The 19,987-nt window shown below is 71.8% G+C and carries 18 protein-coding genes and 1 tRNA gene; 7 read left to right on the top strand and 12 right to left on the bottom strand.

What is annotated here, in order from left to right; genetic code table 11:
- Positions 1-9: 9 nt before the first annotated feature.
- On the top strand, positions 10-735 hold the full coding sequence (locus tag BSL84_RS17705) for a class E sortase (RefSeq protein WP_075970717.1): 726 nt from the start codon (positions 10-12) through the stop codon (positions 733-735).
- Between the two features lie 210 nt (positions 736-945).
- Here BSL84_RS17705 and pknB read toward each other — a convergent pair whose 3' ends face one another.
- From pknB to BSL84_RS17670, 6 genes are all read right to left on the bottom strand, one after another.
- Entirely contained in the window at positions 946-2,979 is a 2,034-nt protein-coding gene (gene pknB, locus BSL84_RS17700) for a Stk1 family PASTA domain-containing Ser/Thr kinase (RefSeq protein ID WP_030028120.1), read from the bottom strand.
- A 194-nt stretch (positions 2,980-3,173) separates the two neighbouring features.
- Positions 3,174-4,640 carry a peptidoglycan D,D-transpeptidase FtsI family protein gene (locus BSL84_RS17690; protein ID WP_045320618.1) on the bottom strand — a complete coding sequence of 489 codons (1,467 nt, stop codon included), beginning with the start codon at positions 4,638-4,640 and terminating at the stop codon, positions 3,174-3,176.
- Positions 4,637-6,061 (bottom strand): FtsW/RodA/SpoVE family cell cycle protein, encoded by a 1,425-nt coding sequence (locus BSL84_RS17685; protein WP_030028117.1) that lies wholly within the window; start codon positions 6,059-6,061, stop codon positions 4,637-4,639. The genes BSL84_RS17690 and BSL84_RS17685 overlap by 4 nt, the downstream gene beginning before the upstream one ends.
- Positions 6,062-6,089: 28 nt before the next feature.
- Positions 6,090-7,547 (bottom strand): PP2C family protein-serine/threonine phosphatase, encoded by a 1,458-nt coding sequence (locus BSL84_RS17680; protein WP_045320617.1) that lies wholly within the window; start codon positions 7,545-7,547, stop codon positions 6,090-6,092.
- A gap of 150 nt (positions 7,548-7,697) precedes the next feature.
- Positions 7,698-8,195, bottom strand: a complete 498-nt coding sequence (locus BSL84_RS17675; protein ID WP_045320616.1) for an FHA domain-containing protein FhaB/FipA — start codon at positions 8,193-8,195, stop codon at positions 7,698-7,700.
- 10 nt (positions 8,196-8,205) lie between these two features.
- Entirely contained in the window at positions 8,206-9,024 is an 819-nt protein-coding gene (locus tag BSL84_RS17670) for an FhaA domain-containing protein (protein WP_045320615.1), read from the bottom strand.
- A gap of 292 nt (positions 9,025-9,316) precedes the next feature.
- On the opposite strand from BSL84_RS17670, the gene BSL84_RS17665 reads away from it, so the two are divergent.
- The 6 genes from BSL84_RS17665 to BSL84_RS17640 all read left to right on the top strand — a co-directional run bounded on the left by BSL84_RS17665 (position 9,317) and on the right by BSL84_RS17640 (position 15,009).
- Positions 9,317-9,399: transfer RNA gene (locus BSL84_RS17665), tRNA-Leu, on the top strand.
- A 258-nt stretch (positions 9,400-9,657) separates the two neighbouring features.
- Positions 9,658-11,346, top strand: coding sequence for a sensor histidine kinase (locus BSL84_RS17660; RefSeq protein ID WP_079273231.1), 1,689 nt, complete (start codon positions 9,658-9,660; stop codon positions 11,344-11,346).
- Between the two features lie 8 nt (positions 11,347-11,354).
- Entirely contained in the window at positions 11,355-12,014 is a 660-nt protein-coding gene (locus BSL84_RS17655; protein WP_037664010.1) for a response regulator, read from the top strand.
- Positions 12,015-12,228: 214 nt separating this feature from the next.
- Positions 12,229-13,629, top strand: coding sequence for a DUF2252 domain-containing protein (locus tag BSL84_RS17650; protein WP_045320611.1), 1,401 nt, complete (start codon positions 12,229-12,231; stop codon positions 13,627-13,629).
- 100 nt (positions 13,630-13,729) lie between these two features.
- Positions 13,730-14,581 carry a hypothetical protein gene (locus BSL84_RS17645; RefSeq protein WP_037660947.1) on the top strand — a complete coding sequence of 284 codons (852 nt, stop codon included), beginning with the start codon at positions 13,730-13,732 and terminating at the stop codon, positions 14,579-14,581.
- An 83-nt stretch (positions 14,582-14,664) separates the two neighbouring features.
- Positions 14,665-15,009, top strand: a complete 345-nt coding sequence (locus tag BSL84_RS17640) for a rhodanese-like domain-containing protein (protein WP_030026908.1) — start codon at positions 14,665-14,667, stop codon at positions 15,007-15,009.
- 22 nt (positions 15,010-15,031) lie between these two features.
- Here the strand turns inward: BSL84_RS17640 and BSL84_RS17635 are convergent, their stop codons facing one another.
- The 6 genes from BSL84_RS17635 to paaA form a co-directional block, all read right to left on the bottom strand.
- A complete protein-coding gene (locus BSL84_RS17635; protein ID WP_075970715.1) occupies positions 15,032-16,174 on the bottom strand; it encodes an acyl-CoA dehydrogenase family protein in 1,143 nt (380 codons plus the stop codon).
- 87 nt (positions 16,175-16,261) lie between these two features.
- Complete coding sequence (locus BSL84_RS17630; protein WP_030026911.1) at positions 16,262-17,368, bottom strand: 2Fe-2S iron-sulfur cluster-binding protein; 1,107 nt, start codon at positions 17,366-17,368, stop codon at positions 16,262-16,264.
- Positions 17,369-17,878 (bottom strand): 1,2-phenylacetyl-CoA epoxidase subunit PaaD, encoded by a 510-nt coding sequence (gene paaD / locus BSL84_RS17625; protein ID WP_075970714.1) that lies wholly within the window; start codon positions 17,876-17,878, stop codon positions 17,369-17,371. It lies immediately after the preceding gene.
- The gene (gene paaC / locus BSL84_RS17620; protein WP_420711093.1) at positions 17,872-18,618 is read right to left on the bottom strand and encodes a 1,2-phenylacetyl-CoA epoxidase subunit PaaC; all 747 of its coding nucleotides are present in this window, start codon (positions 18,616-18,618) and stop codon (positions 17,872-17,874) included. Before paaC ends, paaD begins: the two co-directional genes overlap by 7 nt.
- Entirely contained in the window at positions 18,615-18,899 is a 285-nt protein-coding gene (gene paaB / locus BSL84_RS17615; RefSeq protein WP_030026914.1) for a 1,2-phenylacetyl-CoA epoxidase subunit PaaB, read from the bottom strand. Before paaB ends, paaC begins: the two co-directional genes overlap by 4 nt.
- Positions 18,896-19,945, bottom strand: coding sequence for a 1,2-phenylacetyl-CoA epoxidase subunit PaaA (paaA, locus tag BSL84_RS17610; RefSeq protein ID WP_030026916.1), 1,050 nt, complete (start codon positions 19,943-19,945; stop codon positions 18,896-18,898). Before paaA ends, paaB begins: the two co-directional genes overlap by 4 nt.
- Positions 19,946-19,987: the final 42 nt, after the last annotated feature.

Genomic DNA, 19,987 nt, shown 5'->3' with positions numbered 1-19,987 from the left:
AATCAAGCAGTGTCTCGTGCCAGCCGCCGCGCCGCGGCCCCGCCCGCCGGCAGCCGCAGTGTGCTCGCGGGGTTCCTGAGCCTGTTGGGCGAGGTCCTGATCACGACGGGTCTGGTGCTGGGCCTGTTCGTGGCCTACTCGCTGTGGTGGACGAACGTGCTCGCGGACCGGCAGGCCGCCGCGCGGGGCGACGAGATCCGCCGGCAGTGGCAGAAGCCGGCCCCCGCGCAGGCCGGACCCGGGGCACTGGACACCCAGGGCGGCGTCGGCTTCCTGCACGTCCCGGCGATGCGGAACGGCGAGGTGCTCGTCAAGGCGGGTACCGCGCCCGACGTCCTCGACGACGGCGTCGCCGGCTACTACACCGAGCCGGTGAAGTCGGCGCTGCCGTGGGACGAGAAGGGGAACTTCTCGCTCGCCGCGCACCGGGACGGCCACGGCGCGAAGTTCCACAACATCGACAAGGTGAAGGCCGGCGACGCGGTCGTCTTCGAGACCCGGGACACCTGGTACGTCTACAAGGTCTTCGCGGAGCTGCGCCAGACCTCGAAGTACAACACCGACGTGATCAACGCCGTCCCCAAGGACTCCGGGAAGACCACCCCCGGCCGGTACATCACACTCACCACCTGCACGCCGGTCTACACCTCGAAGTACCGGTACATCGTGTGGGGCGAGCTGGTCCGTACGGAGAAGGTCGACGCCGAGCGCACGCCCCCGGCGGAGCTGCGCTGAAACAGGCCTGGAGGGCTCCAGGAGGCCCGAGGAGGCCCCAGGGAGCCCTGTGACGCCACGGGAGTCCCTTTGAGCCCCTGAACACCTCAGGAGTCCCGTACGGCGTGCAGGCGGCCCAGTGGCGCCGCCCGGGGCCTGCCGAACGAAAGGCCCGGTCCCTCTCACCTGAGAGGGCCGGGCCTTCTGCACTGCGCTGCTACGCCGTCGGCGTCAGCGGCGGCCTCCGCCGCCGGTCAGCCCGCCGAAGATGCCGCCGTTGTTCCCGCCGTCCTGCTGTCCCGCGATGGTGCCCAGGTTGACCGCCTGGCCGGAGACGGCCGGGGTGCCCGGCGGCGGGTCGGTGGTGATCACGATGGCGTTGTCGTCCGACGGGCCGGCGACGATGCCGACCCGCAGGTTGGCCCGCTGGAGTTCGTTCTTGTACTGGCCCAGGGTCCGACCGGCGAAGTTCGGCACGACCGTGGCCTGCGCGGCCTTGGCGATGGTGATGTTCACCGTCTTGTTCTGCTCCAGCTGCTGGCCCGCGGCGAACTGCTGGGTGATGACCGTGCCCGGAACGGCTCCCGGCTGGTCGGACTCGGTGACACTGCCGAGCCGCAGGTTGACGGCCTTGAGCGCCTTCTCCGCCTCGTCCTTGGTCTTGCCCTTGAGCTCGGGGACCTCGGACTTGGACTGCTCCTTGGCGACCGTCAGCGTGACGACGCTGTTCTTCTCCGCCTCCGAGCCGGGCTCCGGGTTCTGCTCCAGGACGGTGCCCGGGGTGCGCTCGGACTCCTGGGTCTTGCGGTCGACCTGGAAGCCCTTCTCCTTCAGCGCCTTCTCGGCGTCCTCGAACTTCCTGTCGAGCACGTTGAGGACCAACACCTTCGGGGCGCCCGAGGACACCGTGACCGTGACCGTCGACCCGTCCTCGACCTTGGTCCCGGCCACCGGGTCCTGCTTGCAGACGTTGCCCTTGGGCTGGTCGTCGCAGGGCGCGTCGGCGCCCTTGACGACCTTGAGCCCGACGTTCTCGCCGCTCTTCGACGCCTGTTCCAGGGTCTGGCCCACGAGCTTGGGCACGGCGGGGCGGTTGTCGGCCGTGTCCCCGAAGAGGGAGCGGCCGATGAGGATCGCGCCGACGAGGACGAGGAGGCCGGCCGCCACGAGCAGCACGGTGGACGCCCTGCTCTTCTTCTGGCTCTGGCGGCGGTTCGGGCCCTGGTCGTAGCCGCCGTGGCCCTGGTCGCCGTAGCCGTAGCCGCCGTCGCCCGGGGGCATGGGCGGCATCATCGACGTCTGGGCGCCCGCGTCGGTGGCGCGCAGGGCGGTGGTGGGCTGGTCGTAGCCCTGCGGGCCGTAGCCGTGCCCCGGATCCGGGTAGCCGTAGCCGGCCGCGCCCATGGCGGCGGTGGCGGCGACGGGCTGGCCGTCGAGGCAGGCCTCGATGTCGGCGCGCATCTCGTCCGCCGACTGGTAGCGGTAGTCGGGGTCCTTGACCAGTGCCTTGAGGACGATGGCGTCCATCTCGGGCGTGATCTCGGGGTCGAAGTTCGACGGGGGCTGCGGCTCCTCCCGTACGTGCTGGTACGCCACCGCCACCGGGGAGTCGCCGACGAACGGGGGCCGCACGCAGAGGAGTTCGTAGAGGAGGCAGCCCGCGGAGTAGAGGTCGGAGCGTGCGTCGACCTGCTCGCCCTTGGCCTGCTCCGGCGAGAGGTACTGGGCGGTGCCGATCACGGCGGCCGTCTGCGTCATGGTCATGCCGGAGTCGCCCATGGCGCGGGCGATGCCGAAGTCCATGACCTTGACCTGGCCGGTGCGGGTCAGCATCACGTTGGCGGGCTTGATGTCGCGGTGCACGATGCCGGCGCGGTGCGAGTACTCAAGCGCCTGGAGGATGCCGATGCACATCTCCAGCGTGCGCTCCGGCAGCAGCTTGCGACCCGAGTGCAGCAGTTCGCGCAGGGTCGAACCGTCGACGTACTCCATCACGATGTACGGGATGGAGATGTTGTCGACGTAGTCCTCGCCGGTGTCGTAGACGGCGACGATCGCCGGGTGGTTCAGCGACGCGGCCGACTGGGCCTCGCGCCGGAACCGGGCCTGGAAGGACGGGTCGCGGGCGAGGTCGGCACGCAGGGTCTTGACGGCGACGGTACGGCCGAGCCGGGTGTCGTGGCCGAGGTAGACCTCGGCCATGCCACCGCGGCCGAGCACGTGGCTCAGCTCGTACCGGCCGCCGAGGCGACGCGGCTCTTCCATAACGTTGCAGCCCTCTCCGTCAGTCCCGACCGCACCTGTGTGTGGTCCGGCGGTGTGCTGTTCGCGCAAAGGCTACCGGCCGATCGTCCGTGATCGGTTCGTGGCCACAGGCTGATACTGGACCGGTACCGTACGCGCGGATCCCGGCCGGATTCAGTGACCTGCGTCACGTACTCCGGTCCGTGATCCCCTGTTCACCCCTGGCTGCCCAGCACCGCTTCCATGACCGCCTTGGCGACCGGAGCGGCCAGACCGCCACCGCTGATGTCGTCGCGGGCGGTGCCCTCGCTGTCCTCGATCACGACGGCGACGGCGACGGGCGAGGTGCCGTCCGGGTTCTCGGCGTAGGAGATGAACCAGGCGTACGGGCGCTTCTTGTTGCCCTCGCCGTGCTGCGCCGTACCGGTCTTGCCGCCGACCGTCACGTTCTTGATCTTGGCCTTCTCGCCGGTGCCCTTCTCGACGACGTTGACCATCATCTGCTGGAGCTTCTGCGCGTTGTCCGCGGACAGCGGCCGGCTCATCTCCTGCGGCTCGTGCTTCTCGATGATGTCGAGGTTGGGAGCCGTGAGGTTGTCCACCATGTAGGGCTTCATCAGCTTGCCGTCGTTGGCGATCGCCGCCGTGACCATGGCCATCTGCAGCGGGGTGGCGGCGGTGTTGAACTGGCCGATCGCGCTCTGGGCGTTGCCGTCCCGGCCCATCTTCTTGTCGTAGACGCTGGCGAAGGCGCGGACCGGAGTGTCGATCTTGTCGTTGTTGAAGCCGAACTTCTCCGCCGTCTCCACCATCTTGTCGCGGGTGACCTTGTCGCCGAGGTTCGCGAAGACGGAGTTGCAGGAGATGCGCAGCGCCTCGTTGAGGCTGGCCTTCTCGCAACCGGTGTGGGAGTTGGGCAGCTGGGTCCGGGTACCCGGGAGGATGTACGGCTCGGGGGTGTCCGTCGGGTCGTCGATCTTGTCGACCACGCCGTGCTCCAGGGCGGCCGCGGCGGTGACCACCTTGAAGGTGGAGCCGGGCGGGTAGGTCTCGCGCAGGGCGCGGTTGACGAGCTTCTTGTCCTCGCTGTCCTTCAGCTCGACCCACGCCTTCTCGTCGGCCTTGGAGTTGCCGGCGAAGCTCGACGGGTCGTACGAGGGCGTGGAGACCAGCGCGAGGATGGCACCGGTGCGCGGGTCGATCGCGGCGACCGCACCCTTCTTGTTGCCGAGCTTCTCGAAGGCGGCCTTCTGCGCGGCGCGGTTGAGCGTGGTGACGACGTTGCCGCCCTGCTTCTTCTCGCCGGTGAACATGCCGATGGTGCGGTCGAAGAACAGCCGGTCGTCGTTGCCGGTGAGGATGCCGTCCTCAAGCGATTCGAGCTGGGTGGCGCCGAAGGCCTGCGAGGCGTACCCGGTGACCGGGGACCAGAGCTCCCCTTCGGTGTAGGTGCGCTTGTACTTGTAGTCGCTGCCGTCGGTGACCGCGGAACCGGTGATCGGCTCGCCCTGGACGATGATGTTGCCGCGCTCGGTCGCGTACTGGGCGATCTGGACCCGTCGGTTCTCCTTGCGCGTGCTGAGTTCCTCGGCCTGGACGTACTGCAGCCAGTTGGTCCGGATCAGCAGCGCGAGGACGAGCAGCCCGCAGAACAGCGAGATGCGGCGCAGGGGCTTGTTCATGACGGGCGGACCACCTGGGTCATCTCGGAGTCGGGGGACGGGGCGGGAGCCGGTGCCGGGCGGCGGGCGGTGTCGCTGATCCGGATGAGGACGGCGATGAGGATCCAGTTCGCGAGGACGGAGGAACCGCCGGACGCGAGGAAGGGCATCGTCATGCCGGTGAGGGGGATGAGCCCCATGACTCCGCCGGCGACGACGAAGATCTGGAGGGCGAAGGCGCCGGAGAGGCCGATGGCGAACAGCTTGCCGAAGGGGTCGCGGGCGGCGAGGGCGGTGCGGACGCCCCGCTCGATGATGAGCCCGTAGACCAGGAGGAAGGCCATCACGCCGGAGAGGCCGAGCTCTTCGCCGACGGTGGAGAAGATGAAGTCGGAGTTGGCGGCGAAGCCGATCAGGTCGGAGTTGCCCTGCCCCCAGCCGGCGCCGAGGACGCCGCCGGAGCCGAAGCTCATGATCGACTGGCCGACCTGCTCACAGGCGCCCGAGGTGGTGTAGCAGCCGAAGGGGTCGAGCCAGGCGTTGACGCGGGCCTGGACGTGGCTGGCGAAGGAGGCCACCACGACCGCGCCGCCGACCGACATCAGCAGGCCGATGACGATCCAGCTGGTGCGCTCGGTGGCCACGTACAGCATGATCACGAACATGCCGAAGAAGAGCAGCGAGGTGCCGAGGTCGTTCTCGAAGACCAGGACCAGCAGGCTCATCGCCCAGATCATCAGGATCGGGCCGAGGTCGCGGCCGCGCGGCAGGTAGAGCCCCATGAAGCGGCGGCTCGCCAGGGCGAGCGCGTCGCGCTTCACCATCAGATAGCCGGCGAAGAAGATCGCGATGACGATCTTGGCGAACTCGCCGGGCTGGATGGAGAAGCCGCCCACGCTGATCCAGATCTTGGCGCCGAAGACGTCGGCGCCCAGGCCCGGGACGACGGGCAGGATCAGCAGCACCAGCGCGCCGGCCATGGAGATGTACGTGAACCGCTGCAGGACGCGGTGGTCCTTCAGGATCAGCAGCACGGCGGCGAACAGGGCGATCGCCAGCGCCGTGTACATCATCTGGCGGGGCGCGGAGGGCGAGAAGTCGCCGAAGCTGCGCTTGGCGAGGTTCTGCAGCCGCACGGACTGGTCCAGGCGCCAGATCAGGACGACGCCGAGGCCGTTCAGCAGGGTGGCGAGCGGCAGCAGCAGCGGGTCGGCGTACTTCGCGTACCGGCGTACGACGAAGTGCGCTATGCCGGCGAGGACGGCGAAGCCGGCCCCGTAGGCGAACATGCCGGGGGGCAGCTCGCCGTGGATCGCCAGACCCACGTTGGCGTAGGCGAAGATCGGGATGACCACGGCGAAGGCGAGCAGCACGAGCTCGGTGTTCCGCCGGCTCGGCAGCTCGATGGCGCCGATGGTGGTCGTGTTGGTGACAACGCTCATGGTGTGGCAGGCCCCCTGCGCCCGCGGGCTACTTTCCGCACAGGCCGACCAGCTGCTGCTCCTCGGGAGTCAGGCTGGGGCCGGGTGTCTGGCTGTTCTGCGCCTCGGCGCCTCGGCGCTCCTCGTCCTTCTTGCAGGCTGAGACCTGGACGCCGAGGTCGTCCAGCTTCTTGCGGGCACCGTCGAGGCTGCCCTCGCTGATGGTGGCCTCGACCAGCTTGCGCTTGAAGGGCGGCAGGTACTTCAGTTCGATGTCGGGGCGGTCGGTCTCCACCTTGGAGAGCTCCAGCGGTCCGAGCTTCGGGCTGATGCCGCGGAAGAGCGCGACGTGCTCGCCCTTCACGCCGACGTAGAACTGGGTCTGGGTCCAGCGCCAGCCGGCGTAGAGGCCGCCGCCGATGACACCGGCGACGACGAGCAGGGTCAGTGTGCGGGTGGTCCACTTGCGCCCTTTGCCGCGGCGCCTGCGGGGGTGGTCGTAGCTGTCGTCGTAGCCGGAGTCGCCGTCGTAGCCGTCGGCTTCGCCGAAGGTGCCGTAGCCGCCGCCCTGGCCCTGGTCGCCGTACCCGTAGCCGGGGGCGTCGCCGCTGCCGGGAGGGCCGAAGGAGCCCGCGGGCGGCGGGGCCTGGCGGCCGAGGCCGGCGGCGCGGCCGGCCGCGGACTGCATGGCGTTGCCGCCGTCGAAGAGCTGGTGCTGGTTCTCGGCGACCGCGCCGACGACCACCGGGGTGTCGTTGACCTGGGCGGCGAGGGTGTCGCCGCTGTCGGTGTCGAGGACGTCCGCGACGATGCAGGTGATGTTGTCCGGCCCGCCGCCGCGCAGCGCGAGCTGGATCAGGGACTGCACGGTCTCGCGGGGGCCGTGGTAGTCGGCGAGGGTCTCCTCCAGGGTCTGGTGGGAGACGACGCCGGAGAGCCCGTCGGAGCAGATCAGGTAGCGGTCGCCGGCGCGGACCTCGCGGATGGAGAGGTCGGGCTCGACGATGTCGCCGCTGCCCAGCGCGCGCATGAGCAGGGAGCGCTGCGGGTGGGTCGTCGCCTCCTCCTCCGTGATGCGGCCCTCGTCGACCAGGCGCTGCACCCACGTGTGGTCCTGGGTGATCTGCGTGAGGACGCCGTCGCGGAGCAGGTAGGCGCGGGAGTCGCCGACGTGGACGAGACCCAGGCGCTGGCCGGTCCACAGCAGCGCGGTGAGGGTGGTCCCCATGCCTTCGAGCTGGGGGTCCTCCTCCACCATGACGCGCAGCTGGTCGTTGGCGCGCTGCACGGCGGTGGCGAGGGAGGTCAGGAGGTCGGAGCCCGGGACGTCGTCGTCGAGCTGCACGAGGGTGGAGATCACCTCGGAGCTCGCGACCTCGCCGGCGGCCTGGCCTCCCATGCCGTCGGCGATCGCCAGGAGACGCGGGCCGGCGTAGCCGGAGTCCTCGTTCCCCTCACGGATCATGCCCTTGTGGGATCCGGCGGCGAACCGCAGGGACAGACTCATGCGCACCTGCCCTGTCGACGAAGCTTCCTCCGGGTACAACCGGTCTCGACGAGCCACACTGCCCACCCTCCGGTCGGGAGCGCGCTCGTGTCCGTGTCCTCGGTGGCACGGATCACCGCCGCGCGCTCGCTCCGCTCGCTCATTCTCGTACTACTTCCGCAGCTCGATGACGGTCTTGCCGATGCGGATCGGTGCGCCCGGCGGAATGGGCGTCGGGGTGGTCAGCCGGGTCCGGTCGAGATACGTGCCGTTGGTGGACCCGAGATCCTCGACGATCCACTGGCCGTCACGGTCGGGGTAGATCCTGGCATGGCGGCTGGACGCGTAGTCGTCGTCCAGCACGATCGTGGAGTCGTGGGCGCGGCCCAGGGTGATCGTCTGTCCGGCGAGGGCCACGGTGGTTCCCGTGAGGATGCCCTCGGAGACGACGAGCTTGGTGGGCGCACCGCGACGCTGGCGCTGCTGCGGAGGCGCGGCCTGGCGGCCGCCCTGCTGCGGGGCGCCGCCGGCGCCGCCGCGGCGGGAGCCGCGCTGGGTCACTCTCGTACCGAAGAGATCGCTGCGGATGACCTGAACGGCCACGATGACGAACAGCCACAGAACGGCCAGGAAACCCAACCGCATGACCGTCAGGGTCAGCTCTGACATTGCCCCCGCTTCACCCTTCGGCTTGCCGGTAAATGATGGTGGTGCTGCCCACGACGATCCGCGAGCCGTCGCGGAGCGTAGCGCGGGTGGTGTGCTGCCCGTCCACCACGATGCCGTTGGTGGACCCGAGATCCTGGATCGTCGAGGGCGTTCCGGTCCGGATCTCACAGTGCCGGCGCGATACGCCGGGGTCGTCGATCCGCACGTCGGCTTCGGTGCTTCGGCCGAGTACGAGCGTGGGGCGCGAGATCTGGTGGCGGGTGCCGTTGATCTCGATCCAGTGCCGCCGGGGGCCGCCCGGTCCCACCGGGGCCGCCGCGCCGGGACCGCCGGGGGCGGGCCGGCGGGCACCGGGTCCGCCCGGGGGCGGGCCGGCGGGCATGGGCGGTGCGGCGACCGGCGGGTAGCCGTAGCCGCTCGCCGGGGACGGCGGGGCCCCCTGCGGCTGGGAGGTGCTGGAGGCCAGGGTGCGGCTGCGGACCCGGTAGAGCCCGGTGTCCAGGTCCTCGGCCTTCTCCAGGTGGACCTTGATGGGACCCATGAAGCTGTACCGCTGCTGCTTGGCGTAGTCGCGGACGAGGCCCGCGAGCTCGTCGCCGAGCTGCCCGGAGTAGGGGCTCAGACGGTCGTAGTCGCCGGCGCTGAGCTCCACGATGAAGTCGTTGGGGACGACGGTCCGCTCGCGGTTCCAGATGGTGGCGTTGTTGTCGCACTCCCGCTGGAGGGCTCCGGCGATCTCCACCGGCTGGACCTCGGACTTGAACACCTTGGCGAAGGTGCCGTTCACCAGACCTTCGAGTCGCTGCTCGAACCGCTTCAGAACTCCCATGGGGCACCTCCTCCGTCGTTGTCGCCCTGTACTGCTTACTGATCGTATCCACGCGTGGCGGATTCGGGTGGTTCCCCATCGCTCCTGTGGGGACGAGTGTTGGTCCTCACAAGCGATCGTAGGGGCGCTCCGGGAACAGTGTCCCGCACCGGGAGCGGAGTGCGGGAGGGGCAGTCCGTGCCAGGGCGTGTGCCCCCGGGGAAAGCGATGTGAATCCACCCCGTTCTACGTGCTAATGTTTCGACGTCGCCAGGGGAACGGCCCGAAAGGGAAGACCACTGGGACGCTGCTCGGGCGAGTGGCGGAACGGCAGACGCGCTGGCTTCAGGTGCCAGTGTCCTTCGGGACGTGGGGGTTCAAATCCCCCCTCGCCCACATCGACGAGACGGTCGTCACCGCGAAAGCGGTGGCGGCCGTTTCGCATTGCCCCGCGACGGTCGCGTGCGCGTGACCCACCGCACGGCCGTCTCCGGTCAACCGGTGCCCGCGGTGTGGCGTCGGTCACGGCGGGGCGGCCGCAGGCGCGGACCGCTCCAACTGCTCCCGCCCGATCCGACTTTCGTCGCGGCGGACGAGACGAAAGAGGGCAGCCGGGGACGGGGGCGGCTGTCTAGGGTCGGCCGCGTGGATGTGATGGCGAAGACACGTGCGGGCTGGGACTGGCTCAGGGGGCCCGACCCGTGGACGCGGCGGATGCTGGCGGGGGACCTCGCTCTCGCCGGTGTGCTGGCCATCCTCGGACTGGGGGTGGAGGAACTCGACGGTGGGTCCGGGCGGCGGATGCTGCTGGGCGCCGTGGTCGTGGTGGCGCTGACCCTGCTGCGCAGGCGGCTGCCGGCGGCGGCGCTCGTGTCGGGCTCGGCGCTGAGCGCCGTCCTCCCGGGGCTGTTCTTCGTCCTGCCGCTGCTGGGCTGGTCGTCCGGGCGGCGGATCGTCGGCGTGGGCCGGGCGCTCGGTGCCTTCACGCTGGCCTTCGTCGCGTCGATCGGCCTGAGCGTGGTGGCGCAGTGGTCGCAGATGCGACCGCTCCTGGTGATCGTGTTCTCCACCCTGATGTTCCTCGCGGTCACCGTGATGCCGGGTCTGGCCAGCCGGTACTGGTCGCAGCGCCGCACGCTGCTGGCCGCGCTGCACGAGCGCAACGGCCAGCTGCTGCGCGAGCGGGCCATGGTCGCCGGGCAGGCGCGGCTGCGCGAGCGGCAGCGCATAGCCCAGGACATGCACGACAGCCTCGGCCACCAGCTGGCGTTGATCTCCGTGCACACGGGTGCGCTGGAGGTGGATCCCGTGCTCACCGACCGTCAGAAGGAGGCCGTCGGCGTGCTGCGCCAGGCCTCGGTGTCCGCGATGCACGAACTGCGCGAGGTCGTCGGCATCCTGCGCGACGGCGTGGAGGCGCCGCCCCCGGTGGAGGAGGCCCAGCCCGCGGCGCGCGGCGTGGCCGGGATCGCGGGGGTGGTGGAGGCGGCCCGGGGAGCCGGGACCGAGGTGCGGATGACCACCTCCGGGCGGCCGAGGCCGCTGGTCGCGGCGTGCGACCACGCCGCGTACAGGATCGTGCAGGAGGCCCTGACGAACGCCTACAAGCACGCTCCGGGGGCGGCGATCACCGTCGAGCTGCGCTACGAGGACGACTCGCTGGTGGTGGAGATAGCGAACGGGCCCTCGGCCGGTCCGGGCGAGGGTGTGGTGTCGGGCGGGCAGGGTCTGACGGGGCTGCGGGAGCGGGCCCGGCTGGTCGGCGGCATGGTGCACGCGGGTCCCGCCGCGGGCGGCGGGTTCCGGGTGGCGGGCGTGCTGCCGTACGGCGCGGAGCCGGCCGGCGCCCAGGACGTGGCGGACGACTTCGGGCAGCAGGCGCAGGCCCAGAAGCTCACGCGGGGGCGGCGCGGCGAGCAGCAGCCGATGGACTGGGCGGCGGTCGACCGGGAGCTGGCCGTACGGGTGCCCAGCCGCAGCGGAGGCATCGCCGTGGGCTGCGGAATCGCCTTCGCGGCGGTGGTGGTGCTGGTGATCGTCGTGATCGCCGCGGTGCTGCTGCTGCTGGACTCCGTGGGCGACGCGATGATCAGCCGGGACGAGTACGACGCCGTGCAGGTCGGCGAGGCCGAGCAGGCGGTCCGGGACCGGCTGCCGAGCGGCGAGAGCTTCCTGACCGCGGGAGCCGACCGGAAGGGGCCGCCCCGGCCGCAGGGTTCGGAGTGCCTGGCGCTGCTGGCCGACGACCAGCCCACCGACTCACTGACCACGGACCTGGTGTTCCGGTTCTGCTTCCAGGACGGCAAGCTCGTGGACAAGCAGGCGTACGAGGTCAAGCAGTAGGAGCACGGGTGACAGCCGAAGTGATCAGAGTGGTGATCGCAGACGACGAGCCGCTGATCCGGGCCGGGATCAGGATGATCCTGACCTCGGCGCCGGACATCGAGGTCGTCGCGGAGGCGGCGAACGGCCGGGAAGCGGTGGATCTGGCCCTCGCCCACACCCCCGCGGTGATGCTGCTCGACATCCAGATGCCGGTGCTGGACGGCCTGAGCGCGCTGGGCGAGCTGCGTCGGGCCGCGCCGGAGGTGCGGGCGCTGATCCTGACAACCTTCGGCGAGAAGGAGAACGTGCTGCGGGCGCTGGGCCAGGGCGGGGCGGGGTTCCTGCTCAAGGACTCGGCGCCGGGCGAGCTGATCGGGGCGGTCCGCGCCGCCGCGGCGGGGGACGCCTACCTCTCGCCGGGGGCCACCCGGCACGTGGTGGACCAGCTGGCGTCCGGGAGGGCGGCCGCGCGCGGTGAGGAGGCCCGCCGCCAGGTCGCCGAGTTGAGCGAGCGGGAGCGGGGGGTCCTGGCGCTGCTCGGCGAGGGACTGTCCAACGCGGACGCGGGCCGGCGCCTGCACATGAGCGAGGCCACCGTGAAGACGTACGTGAGCCGGATCCTGGCGAAGCTGGGCTGCGAGAACCGGGTCCAGGCGGCACTGCTGGCCAGGGACGCCGGACTGTAGTGCTGTGGCCGGGAAGGCTGGCCGGGGCGCCGCGTCCGGTGCGGTGCATCGCAAGGCGGAGGGCCACGGCTCGTACCGGACGTACGTGCGTGGTCCGACAACGCGGCGAGGTGCCGTACCGGGCGCCGCGACCCGGTGAACCCTTACGGTCGCAGCACTAGGTACGGTCAGCGCGTTCTCGAAGCGATCAGATGAACGGGTGGGGGCGGCGCCGATGGCGGTGGTGGCGGGACAGCGGATTCCGGACGTGGCGGGGTTCGCGCCGCGCGTGGCGGCGGACTCTCCGAAGGAGGCGGGCAAGGCGCTGCGCGCCCGCCTGCCGAGGGCGGCGCACGCCGGCTTCGAGGTGCCGGCCGGACGGCCGGACGCGGTGCGGGCGGTGGAGGAGTCCAACGCCGGGCGGGTGGCGGAACTGACGCCGATACGGGTCGGCCGGATGGCCGCCAACCCCTTCGCGTTCCTGCGCGGGGCGGCCGGGCTGATGGCACACGACCTGTCCGGCGGACCGGTGACGGGCGTCGGCGCGCAGATCTGCGGCGACGCGCACGCGGCGAACTTCGGCCTCTACGGGGATGCGCGGGGCCGGCTCGTCATCGACCTGAACGACTTCGACGAGACCGTGTTCGGTCCGTGGGAGTGGGACGTGAAGCGGCTGGCCGCCTCACTGGTCCTGGCCGGCCGGGTGGTCGGCGCGGACGAGGTCACCTGCCGGGCGGCCGCTTTCGACGCCGTGGGCGCCTACCGGCGGACCATGCGGCTGCTGGCCAGGCTTCCCGCGCTCGACGCGTGGAACGCCATCGCCGACGAGGAACTGGTCTCGCACGCCGACGCCCACGATCTGCTGGGCACCCTGGAGCGGGTCTCGGAGAAGGCCCGCAACAACACCTCGGCCCGGTTCGCCACCAGGTCGACCGAGGTCGGACCGGACGGCGGCCGCCGCTTCGTCGACGCGCTGCCCGTACTGCGGCGCGTCACGGACGCCGAGGCGGCGGCCGTGGCGGCCTCGCTCGGGCCGTACCTGCAGACCCTGCAGGGCGACCGGCTGCCGCTGCTGGCCCGGTACGCGATCCACGACGTGGCCTTCCGCGTGGTGGGCACCGGGAGTGTCGGCACCCGCTCGTACGTGGTCCTGCTGCTCGACCACCGGGGCGAACCGCTGGTGCTCCAGGTGAAGGAGGCCCGGCCGTCGGTGCTGCTGCCGCACCTGCCGGGGGTGGGCTTCACCTCCGAGCCGGAGGAGCACGAGGGCCGCCGGGTGGTGGCCGGGCAGAAGCGGATGCAGGTGGTCTCCGACATCATGCTGGGCTGGACCACGGTGGAGGGGCGCCCGTACCAGGTCCGCCAGTTCCGCAACCGCAAGGGCAGCGTGGACCCGGGGGCGCTGGCTCCCGACCAGATCGACGACTACGGGCGCATGACCGGGGCCCTGCTGGCCCGGGCGCACGCGCACAGCGTCGATCCCCGGCTGCTGGCCGGCTACTGCGGCAAGAACGAGGAGCTGGAGGAGGCGATGGCGGCCTTCGCGGTGGCCTACGCGGACCGCACCGAGGCCGACCACGCCGACCTCGTGGCCGCGGTGCGGTCCGGCCGGATCGCCGCCGAGACCGGGGTGTAGGACGCGCGGTCGCGCGGCCGCCGCGCGACGGGCGGTGTTTTGCGTGAGCGGTGTTTCACGTGAAACATCGCCCGCGCGGGCGGGCCCGTACCCTGGCCGGGTGAGCGAGCAGACCGAGCACCCTGAGCAGACAGTCCCCGGTGCGCCCGGCGACTCCTCCGCCGCCGGCGAGGAGCGCCCCGAGGCGCGCCTGGAGCGGGCCGTACGAGCCGCCGAGCAGGCGCTGATCGAGTTCGAGATCGCGGTGGAGACCTTCCGTGTGGAGGTGGAGAACTTCTCCCGCCTGCACCACCAGAAGCTCGGCCCCATGTACACGCGGCTGGACGAGCTGGACGCGCTGATCGCCGAGGCGAAGGCGGCGCGCACCGGTGATGCCGAGGACCTGCGGCGGGCCCAGGACGCGCGCTCGCTGGTCATGCCGATGCCCGGCGTGGACGAGCTGTTCCACGACTGGCTGGACTCGGACGGCATCTCCGACGACGCCGCGGCGATGCTCACCGACCGGCCCGTGCGGCCGCCGGAGCGGGTCAGGCCCTCGGAGGAGGTCCGCCGCCTCTACCGCGAGCTGGTCCGCCAGGCCCACCCCGACCTGGCCCAGGAGGAGGGCGAGCGGGAGCGCCGCGACGCGTTCATCGCCCGGGTCAACGCCGCGTACGGGCGGGGTGACGAGGGGCTGCTGCGAGAGTTGGCCGAGGAGTGGGCGGCCGGGCCGGCGCCCGAGGCCTCCGCGCCCGGCGAGAGCGACGAGCTGTACGCCCGGCTGGAGTGGCTGGCGCGCCGCAAGGAGCTGCTGGCGCTCGTGGCGAAGGAGCTGGAGGAGAGCGCGATCGGGTCGATGCTGCGGATGGCTCCCGACGACCCGGACCGGCTGCTGGAGGAGATCGCGGAGCAGCTGCTGGCGCAGGTCTCCGAGCGCGAGGCGCAGCTGGCGGCCGAGCTCGCCGCCGAGTGAGGGCGGGGCCTGCGCACGGACGTGGCCGGGGCCGCGGGTCGGATAGGTTGGCCGCAGACCTGTGAAGAGAGAAGGCGACAGTTATGAACTTCGGACCGCTTCCTTCGGTGGACGCCGCCGCGGTGCCCTCCGAAGGCTTCGTCCTCGACGTCCGTGAGGACGACGAATGGGCGGCCGGGCACGTCGAGGGCGCTCTGCACATCCCGATGAGCGACTTCGTGGCCCGCTTCGGCGAGCTGACGGAGGCCGTCGAGGACGGCCGCCGCGTGTACGTGATGTGCCGGGTCGGCGGGCGTTCCGCGCAGGTCACCCAGTACCTGGTGCGCCAGGACATCGACGCCGTGAACGTCGACGGCGGGATGCAGGCCTGGGACGGTGCCGGCCGGCCGATGGTGACGGACAACGGAAGCCCGGCCTTCGTCCTCTGAGCCCTGCGCCGAGCCTGCGGGCTCAGCCGAGGGGGTGGGCGGCCAGCAGGTCGCCCAGGGCCTCCTCGTGCGCGGCCGCCGGACCCAGCTGGAGCTCCAGCTGCTTGGCCCAGGCGTGGTAGCGGTGCAGCGGGTAGTCCGTGTCGGCGCCGAAGCCGCCGTGCAGGTGCTGGGCGGTCTGTACGACCCTGCGTACGCCCTCCGAGGCCCAGATCTTGGCGACCGCCACGTCACCGGCGACCGGCAGCGGACCGCCGGCGCCGCCCGTCGCGGCGTCGAGCCGCCAGGCGGCCTGCCAGAGCGTGACCTCCATGGCGCGCAGGTCGATGTAGCGGTCGGCGGTCTGGACGGCGACCGCCTGGAAGGTGGCCACCGGGAAGCCGAACTGCTCGCGCTTGCCTGTGTACCCGCTCGTCATGCCGAGGACGGCCTCGCCCAGCCCGAGGGCCAGGGCGCAGGTGCCGGTGGTGAGCACCTGGTGGAGCCGTTCCCAGGCTGCCCGGGTGTCGATCAGGTGGGTCCGCTCCACCCGTACGCCGTCCAGGGCGAGTTCGGCGAGGCGCTCCCCGGTGGTGGAGACCTGCTCGGCGAGGGCGAGGCCCGCGGCGGTGCGCGGGACCAGCGCGAGGACGGCGTCGCCCTCGCCGGTGTGGGCGGGTACGGCGATCCAGTCGGCGGTGTGTGCCCAGGGGACGGCGGTCTGGGTGCCCTCCAGGATCCACGCCTCGCCGTCGAGGCGTGCGGTGACGGCGAGTTCGGCCGGGTCGTGGCCGGAGCGGCCGTGCGCGGCGGCGGTCAGGACGAGCGTGCCGTGCCCGGCGCCGGGCAGCAGGGCGGCGGCCAGTTCGGGGCTGCCGTACGCCTGTACGGCCATGGCGGTCGCGCAGTGTTCCAGCAGCGGGACACGGGCCAGCACCCGGCCGGCCTCGCGCAGGACGAGGCACAGGGCGATGGTGTCCAGGCCCGCGCCGCCGTACTCCTCGGCGAGGACGAGGCCGAGGAGGTCGGACGCGGCGAGCTTGGCCCACAGGGGGCGGTCGAAGTCCTCGGCGACGGCACCCGGGGTGAGAGCGGGGCTGGGCACGCCGTCGGGTACGACATCCGCGAACACGGCCTTGGCCGCCTCGACGGCGGCCCGCTGTTCCTCGGTGAAGGTGAAGTCCACTGCCTGTCCTCCCGTTCCGACCTGACGGGGCGTCAAGATAGAACACGTTCCTGAAAATGGACAGGGGAGGACAGCGGCCGGCAGGGCCTAGCGGTCGAAGTCGATCTCCACTTCCTCGGTGACGGGGTGCGACTGGCAGGCCAGGACGAAGCCCGCGTCCGTCTCCTCCGCCTCCAGGGCGAAGTTCCGGTCCATCCGGACCTCGCCGGACACCACGAACGCCCGGCACGTGCCGCAGACGCCGCCCTTGCAGGCGTACGGGGCGTCCGCGCGGTTGCGGAGCACCGCGTCCAGCAGGGACTCGCCCTCCTGGACGGGCCAGGTACCGGAGCGCCCGTCGAGCCGTGCGGTGACCCGGCCGGCCGCAGCCGCGGCGGAGGCCGCCGAGCGGACCGGCGCGGGGATGGTGTCCTCGACGTGGAAGATCTCCTCGTGCACCCGGGTCCGGGCGATGCCGAGGCCGTGCAGGGCCCGCTCGGCGCCCTGCACCAGGCCGTAGGGCCCGCACAGGAACCAGCCGGTCACCTCGGCCACCGGCAGCAGCGCGGGCAGCAGCGACGTCAGCCGCGCCTCGTCCAGCCGGCCGGAGGGCAGCCCGGACTCCTGCTCCTCCCGGGAGAGGACCGTGACCAGCTGGAACCGCGAGGGATAGCGGTCCTTGAGGTCGGCGACCTCCTCCAGGAACATCGTCGAGGCGGCCGTACGGTCGCTGCGCACCAGGCAGAAACGGGCGTCGGCCCGCGCGGCCAGGAGGCTCGCGGCGATCGACAGCACGGGCGTGATGCCGCTGCCGCCGACGATCGCGGCGTAGTGCCCGGCGGCGGGGGCCGCGGCGGGATCCAGCACGAAGCGCCCGGCCGGGACCATCACGTCCAGCACGTCGCCGGCCGCGATCTCCTTGTGCGCGAAGGTGGAGAACTCCCCGCCCTCCACCAGCCGCACCCCGACGCGCAGGTGGGCGGGGCCCGGGCCGTCCGCCGTGGGGGCGGGCGAGCAGATCGAGTAGGTGCGGCGGACCTCGGTGCCGCCCTCCGGGGCGGTGCGGCGCAGCGTCAGGTGCTGGCCGGGGGCGTGCCGGTAGTCCTCGCGCAGGTCCTCGGGGACCCGGAGGGTCAGCGCCACCGAGTCGTCGGTGAGCCGGTCGACTTCCGCCACCGTCAGCGGGTGGAACGCGCCGTGGCGGGGGGCGGCCATCTACAGCTCCTTGAAGTGGTCGAACGGTTCGCGGCAGGAGGTGCAGCGGCGCAGCGCCTTGCACGCGGTGGAGGAGAAGCGGCTGAGCAGCTCGGTGTCGGTCGATCCGCAGTTCGGGCAGCGGACGGACAGGGACACCGGGACCGGCCCGCCGGCCGCGTGCGGCCGGGGCGGGGCGATGCCGAACTCGGCCAGCTTGCGGCGGCCCTCGGCGCTGATGTCGTCCGTCGACCAGGCCGGTGCCAGCACGGTGGTCACCCGGACGTCGGGGATGCCGTGGCCGGTCAGGACCCGCTCGATGTCGGCCGACATGGCCTCGATGGCCGGGCAGCCGGTGTAGGTGGGGGTCAGGGTGACCTCGGCGTGGCCGTCGTCGTGCATCCGCACGCCGCGCACCACGCCCAGCTCGCCGAGGGTGAGCACGGGCAGCTCGGGGTCGGGGACGGAGCCGGCCAGCTCGGCCAGCTCGGCCTCCAGGCGGGTCGTCGCGACGTCGGCGCCGGTCACCATGACGCCCCCGGGTGGCTGCGGTGCAGATGCTGCATCTCGGCCAGCATCCGGCCGAAGGACTCGGTGTGCAGGCCCTGGCGGCCGGCTCCGGCCGCCCAGGCGCCGGTGCGCGGTCCTTCGGGCAGGGTGAGCCCGGCCCGCTCCACGACATCGGTCAGCGCGGCCAGCCAGCGCTCTTCGAGCGCGGCCCAGTCCACGCCGTCGAGGCCCTCGACCGGCTGGAAGAGCTCCCCGGTGAACTTCCACAGCGCCTGCAGCGCCGCCTGCATGCGGGCGTGGCTCTCCTCGGTGCCGTCGCCGAGCCGCAGGGTCCACTGCTCGGCGTGGTCGCGGTGGTACGCCGTCTCCTTGACGGCCTTGGCCGCGAGCGGCGCGAACGGGCCTTCCCCGCGGGCGAGTTCCGCGTACAGCTCGTGCTGGTGGACGGAGAAGTAGAGCTGGCGGGCGATGGTGTGGGCGAAGTCGCCGTTCGGCTGCTCGACCAGCTGCAGGTTGCGGAAGGACCGCTCCTCGCGCAGGAACGCCAGCTCGTCCTCGTCGCCGACCATGGACAGCAGGATGCGGGCCTGGCCGAGCAGGTCGAGCGCGATGTTGGCGAGGGCGACCTCCTCCTCCAGGACGGGGGCGTGCCCCGCCCACTCGCCGAGGCGGTGGGAGAGGATCAGCGCGTCGTCGCCGAGGGCGAGGGCCGCCGCGGTGGTGGCGTCGGCGGTGGTGGCGGTGGTGTCGATGCCGGTCACAGGTGGCTCACCCCCTCCGGGATGTCGTAGAAGGTGGGGTGCCGGTAGGGCTTGTCGGCGGACGGGGCGAAGAAGGGGTCCCGCTCGTCCGGCGAGGATGCGGTGATCGCGGTGGAGGGGACCACCCAGATCGAGATGCCCTCGTTGCGCCGGGTGTAGAGGTCGCGGGCGTTGCGCAGGGCCATCTCCGCGTCGGGGGCGTGCAGGCTTCCCGCGTGCGTGTGCGAGAGGCCGCGGCGCGAGCGCACGAACACCTCCCACAGGGGCCAGTTCTGCGTCATACCCGTGCCTCCTCGTTCTGTCCGGCGGGCTTCGCCGGCTGCTGTGCCGCCTGCTTCTGTGCGTACGCGGCGGCCGCGTCGCGCACCCAGGCGCCTTCCTCGTGAGCCCTGCGGCGCTGGCCGATCCGCTGCTCGTTGCAGGGGCCGTTGCCCTTGAGCACGTCCCAGAACTCGGCCCAGTCGATGGCGCCGAAGTCGTGGTGCCCGCGCTCCTCGTTCCACTTCAGGTCCGGGTCGGGCAGGGTCAGGCCGAGGGCTTCGGCCTGGGGGACGGCGATGTCCACGAACCGCTGGCGCAGCTCGTCGTTCGAGTGGCGCTTGATGCGCCAGGCCATCGACTGCGCCGAGTGCGCGGACTCGTCGTCCGGCGGGCCGAACATCATCAGCGAGGGCCACCACCAGCGGTTCACCGCGTCCTGCGCCATGGCGTGCTGCTCCTCGGTGCCCTTGGACAGGGCCATGAGGAGCTCGAAGCCCTGGCGCTGGTGGAAGGACTCCTCCTTGCAGATGCGGACCATGGCACGGGCGTAGGGACCGTAGGAGCAGCGGCAGATCGGCACCTGGTTGGTGATCGCCGCGCCGTCCACGAGCCAGCCGATGGCGCCGACGTCCGCCCAGGTCAGGGTCGGGTAGTTGAAGATCGAGGAGTACTTCTGCTTCCCCGAGTGGAGCTTGTCGAGGAGCTCGTCGCGGCTGGTGCCGAGGGTTTCGGCGGCGCTGTAGAGATACAGGCCGTGGCCCGCCTCGTCCTGGACCTTGGCCATCAGGATGGCCTTGCGGCGCAGCGAGGGCGCGCGGGTGATCCAGTTGGCCTCGGGCTGCATGCCGATGATCTCGGAGTGGGCGTGCTGCGCCATCTGCCGGACCAGGGAGGCGCGGTACTGCTCCGGCATCCAGTCGCGCGGTTCCACGCGCTCGTCCGCCGCCACGGCGGCGTCGAACGCCGCCGCGAGCTGGGCGCCCAGGTCAGCCGTCATGCCCGTCCCGTCCGTCTCGTCTGTCCCCAGGGCCGCGTCCGGGCCCGTTTCCGGGGTCACTGCCACCATTCCGGCCCCTTGTCAGTGTTTGCCGGTCGTCCGTCCACCCGA

It is taken from the genome of Streptomyces sp. TN58 (assembly GCF_001941845.1).
In the GTDB taxonomy this organism is placed as follows: domain Bacteria; phylum Actinomycetota; class Actinomycetes; order Streptomycetales; family Streptomycetaceae; genus Streptomyces.
Note: the sequence above shows the minus strand (reverse complement) of the source record. Positions and strands in the feature narration are given on the sequence as shown.